The sequence below is a fragment of the Alistipes sp. CAG:29 genome (genome assembly GCF_000435435.1).
Classification (GTDB): domain Bacteria; phylum Bacteroidota; class Bacteroidia; order Bacteroidales; family Rikenellaceae; genus Alistipes; species Alistipes onderdonkii.
In genome coordinates, this window is record NZ_FR893454.1 from 1 (window position 1) to 3953 (window position 3953).

The following is a 3953-nucleotide window of genomic DNA, read 5'->3' on the forward strand; positions in this document are numbered from 1 at the left end:
TCAGATCATTAGATCTGACCTTTTTTTATGCCCCTTTCCGAGCTCCCGCGTTACAGTTGCCGGAAAAACAAATCATACGTAACGGATTGGCCGCTATGGCAGCAAAAAAGATCGGGAAGATCTTCCGAGATCTTCCCGAAAGGGCAATCCGGCCGATCCGGATACGGGGCGCGTTGTACCTGCAGATGCCGCTTTTTGCCCTTTGCTGTTGGAGGCGTTTTGATTGCGGGGGCATTGTCGATCGCCCCCCCCCTGTTCAATTTGCAATTATCCCTGTGTGCACCGGTATTACCGGATCATCCGGTTTTATCAAAACAATAGCCCCGGTATTTCGCCAACTCCCCTGGCGGATCCTTCGGTAAAAGCGCTCACTGGGCGTCTGATATAACAATTACTCATACAGTCGGTTATTCATGCCAGTCGGTGTAGAGTCCGCACCGTTTGCAGTGGAGCCGGTAAGTGCGGCGGGTTACCGCGCGGACGCGGAGTGTCGCGTGGCGGCAACCCGGGCAGCGCATGGTGTAGAGCAGACGTTCGTAGTGCCGGAATAGGAAAAAGTTTATGCAGCTCAGGGCGATTGCCGCAAATCCGGTACCCGAATTTTCACCCGTGATTACCGGCAGCAGGCAACTTGCCAGGGTCAGGAAAAGAACGGTCAGCCCGAGCGTATGGATCGCTTGGTTGCGCAGGTGCCTCAGACGCCAGAGCGGCAGCGTGATGCACATGCCCGTTACGGCAGGTACGCAACTGATGCCGATCAGCAGGAGATAGTTGTTCATAACAATTATCAGGATGCCTGTCCCTCGGCATATTTAAGTGGGAGTTGTGGGGTGTGGAGATATAAAAAACGTGGGACAAAACTCTGATTTGCTCTCTGAGGCTCTGGAATAACCTGTGCAACCAAATACAGAATGAAGCCCACGTTGGAAACGTGAGCGTCAAACTTCATTCCTTGGTTGCTCTTAAAATTTTCCAGATTTTCAGAAAGCAAGGTACAAAGCTAACGCTTTTTATATGTATTCGCCGGCGCTTTTAGTGCGTGGACGGCAGAACTGTTCTTGTGAAAAAGGTAAAATTCGCGCGTTAATTTCTCATAGGCTTTGGAATTTGGGATTGCACATACAAATATACGAAAAACATCCGGAATTGGCGGATGTTTTTTGTCGTTAATATTGTTATATGCCCCGGAATCACCTGGGCGGGCGGGTTTTTACACTCCCGGGTTATTTGAATTCTCCGGGATGGAGGGCTTTGTATTCTTCCAGCGAGAGGGGACGGCGTCCCTGTGACCGGCGCAGTTTGTCGCCTATGACGTGGGCTGCGGCGCGGAGCGTGCGCCCCAGTTCCGTCGCGAATCCGCGGGGAGGAAAGAGTGTGCAGACCATTTCTCGATCCCATTTCTTCAGGAAGAACTTGCTGTAATATTCGTCCGTGGGGTTTATCAGGAAATCGATATCGTCTTTCCACTCGTAGCGTACGTGCATCAACTCCCCTTCGGAGAAGGGCAGCAGTTTGTAGGGGAGCGACTGGTAGGGCAGATAGTTCAGGAACAGTTCTCCGTAATCGTTGGCGTAGTTGCCGGGTACGCGCCGCTTGTCGTAAAGAACCAGTTTGTCGCCGATGTTGAGCACGACCCAGCGGTGCGATTTCTTGGGGAAAAGCCATTCGCCGAGCAGGCTCGGTGTCTCGATGTAGCCGGCCTTGCCGACCCGCATTACTTCGCGCAGGAACTGCGCCGGGTCGTCGCTGTGTTCGAGTACCTGGTTGCAGATCACGTAGTCGAATTCCTTGTCTGCAAAAGGCAGGGCTTCGGCCGCAGCGTTGACCAGCTGCTGGTGAGGGAATATGCGCAGGCCGCCGCAGCGATGGGTATCGTCGCCGAGGAATTTCTCCACGAGGACGTTCGCACGGAAGGAGGGGCGATTGCCGGGGCCTACCTCGAGTACCCGGTCACGTCTTTTGATATGCAGATCCTGTCTGCTTTTGGGAGTGCTGACTTTCATTGGCGGTCGCGTATTGTCACAAATATAGAAAAATATTTTTTATTTGTTCCGGAACATGCGTTTTACATCTTTCCACTCCCCGTCGTTGGGTGCGGGCTCGATGCCCAGCAGCCTGCACAGGATGAGGTACATGTTCTGGTTCTGGAACGAGCCCTGCCGGTAGCCCTTGCGGAATGCGGGGCCCGAGGCGTAGAAGACCATGTGCATGTCGCGGTCGCGGTTGTCGAAGCCGTGTGTGCCGCGTTTGCGGACGGGGCGTGTTTCGGCCGCGTAGTCGAGCGTCCATCCGGTCTCGGGGATGACGATGATGTTCGTCAGGCGGGTAGGGTGGGGGCCGTAATGGAAACGCCGGGGCATCTGCTCGCGCCGCCAGGCCTTCATGTGCCCCGTCCTGCGGAGTATCCTGATCGCCGTGTCGGCATACTCCTCTTTCACCTCCAGCCCGAACGGGGTGCCAGGTACGGTACGTATGACCTGCGTAGTGTCGAGCAGCGGCATGAGGTTGATGTACCGCTCCGGCGAAAGCGCGGCCATGCCATGGTCGGCCGTTACGATGAAATTGATTCGCTCGAAGACGGGCGAGCGCCGTATCTCACGGAAAAAATAGCGGAGAACGGAGTCGATGTGTTCGGCCTGGGCGACTGCCTGCGGTGAATCTGGGCCGTAGGTGTGCATCGTGGCGTCGGGCTCTTCGAAATACCACATTACCAGCTCCGGGATCTCGGCTTCGGGGCGCGTCATGGCTTCGATCACCCAATCGGCGCGTTGGTAGTAGGTCGGTTTCGACGAGTAGGGAGTCCAGACGGTCGCCTGATGCCCGTCGATCGGGACTTCGCTGCCCGGCCACATGAAGATGTTGGCCGTGAGGCCCTGTCTTTCCGCCGTGTTCCAGATCGGTTCGCCGCTCCAGAATCCCGGCAGCCGGACATCCTCCGCGTCGAACACTGAGAGCTTGCGCCCGATCTTCCGGTCGTAGAAATTGTTGTTCACGACCCCGTGGTGGTCGGGATGCAGGCCCGTGGCCATGGCGTAATGGCTGGGGAAGGTGTTGGAGGGGTAGACCGGATAAATTTCGGCATAGGTTCCCACCCGGGCGAGCGAGTCGAGTGTCGGCGTGTGGCTGCGGCCGGCGAGATCCCAGCGGAAGGCGTCCATCGAAAGGATTACGACGTATTGTTTTCCGTCGGGTGTTGCGCTGACATGAGCCTTGCGGGACGCGGCGCAGCCTGTCAGGAGGACGAGCAGCAGGAAAAACGTATATTTTTTCATGGCCGGGCGTTTTTGTATGGGTAAAGGTACAAAGAATCCGCGTAAAACGGGCAAAATACGGATAAATATGGTTAAGTGTTTAACAGTTAGGTCGGTTCGGCATTATTCCTCTACATCCTTCCAGCAAGTAAAAGGCAGGATATAAGAGGGATTGATAAGGAGAATTTCTTCTTGTCCATTGCCGATTCGAGGTCGGAAATAAGATCGGGCAATAAGTCCGGTGTTGCCTTATTTCCCCTCGCTACCGCAGAGAAATCTGCTTTTCGCAGAATCTTTGCGCGAAGGTAACCGTTTTTTCCCGGCGGACAAGAGTGTTGCAGCCCGAGAGGCCAATCGGCAGTTGGACGGGTTTCGCGCTTCGGCTCAGACTGCCGAGCGGGATTCGCTTCGGGAGGAGTATCGAACCGGATGAGATCCCTGCCGACGGCAAACGCATCGGCGGGGAGGTTACCGAACTGTTGGAGTATAAGCCCGAAAAGTTATATATCCGCCGGGTCGAAGAACTCCTGTCCCATAAGTGGATGCCACAGGCTTGAGAAGTCTGCTTAAAAAAATCCGGAATAAAGACAAAATGGGGGGGGGCAATTGCCCCCCCCCTCCTGCAATGAGTTGCGTCACTCTTCCCCCGTAAGGGGATTTTCATAAATGGAGCAGGCTTTCATCACACGGGCGGCACAGCGT

The 3953-nt window shown here is 55.2% G+C and carries 4 protein-coding genes; 1 reads left to right on the plus strand and 3 read right to left on the minus strand.

Annotated elements, in window-relative coordinates; all coding sequences use genetic code 11:
• Window positions 1-362 (plus strand): hypothetical protein (locus tag QVP03_RS05735; RefSeq protein ID WP_288210667.1); only part of this gene is annotated, 362 nt, incomplete at its 5' end.
• A gap of 45 nt (window positions 363-407) precedes the next feature.
• On the opposite strand, the gene QVP03_RS05740 is transcribed toward QVP03_RS05735, so the two are convergent.
• From QVP03_RS05740 to QVP03_RS05750, 3 genes are all read right to left on the minus strand, one after another.
• Window positions 408-779 carry a hypothetical protein gene (locus QVP03_RS05740; RefSeq protein WP_022332596.1) on the minus strand — a complete coding sequence of 124 codons (372 nt, stop codon included), beginning with the start codon at window positions 777-779 and terminating at the stop codon, window positions 408-410.
• A gap of 444 nt (window positions 780-1223) precedes the next feature.
• Window positions 1224-2003, minus strand: a complete 780-nt coding sequence (locus QVP03_RS05745; RefSeq protein WP_022332597.1) for a class I SAM-dependent methyltransferase — start codon at window positions 2001-2003, stop codon at window positions 1224-1226.
• A 39-nt stretch (window positions 2004-2042) separates the two neighbouring features.
• Entirely contained in the window at window positions 2043-3272 is a 1230-nt protein-coding gene (locus tag QVP03_RS05750) for an alkaline phosphatase family protein (RefSeq protein WP_022332598.1), read from the minus strand.
• Window positions 3273-3953: the final 681 nt, after the last annotated feature.

What these genes read in the sequence shown, in the direction of transcription:
- QVP03_RS05740 (WP_022332596.1), bottom strand. Translation starts at nt 779, where the DNA reads ATGAACAACTATCTCCTGCTGATCGGCATCAGTTGCGTACCTGCCGTA.
- QVP03_RS05745 (WP_022332597.1), bottom strand. Translation starts at nt 2,003, where the DNA reads ATGAAAGTCAGCACTCCCAAAAGCAGACAGGATCTGCATATCAAAAGA.
- QVP03_RS05750 (WP_022332598.1), bottom strand. Translation starts at nt 3,272, where the DNA reads ATGAAAAAATATACGTTTTTCCTGCTGCTCGTCCTCCTGACAGGCTGC.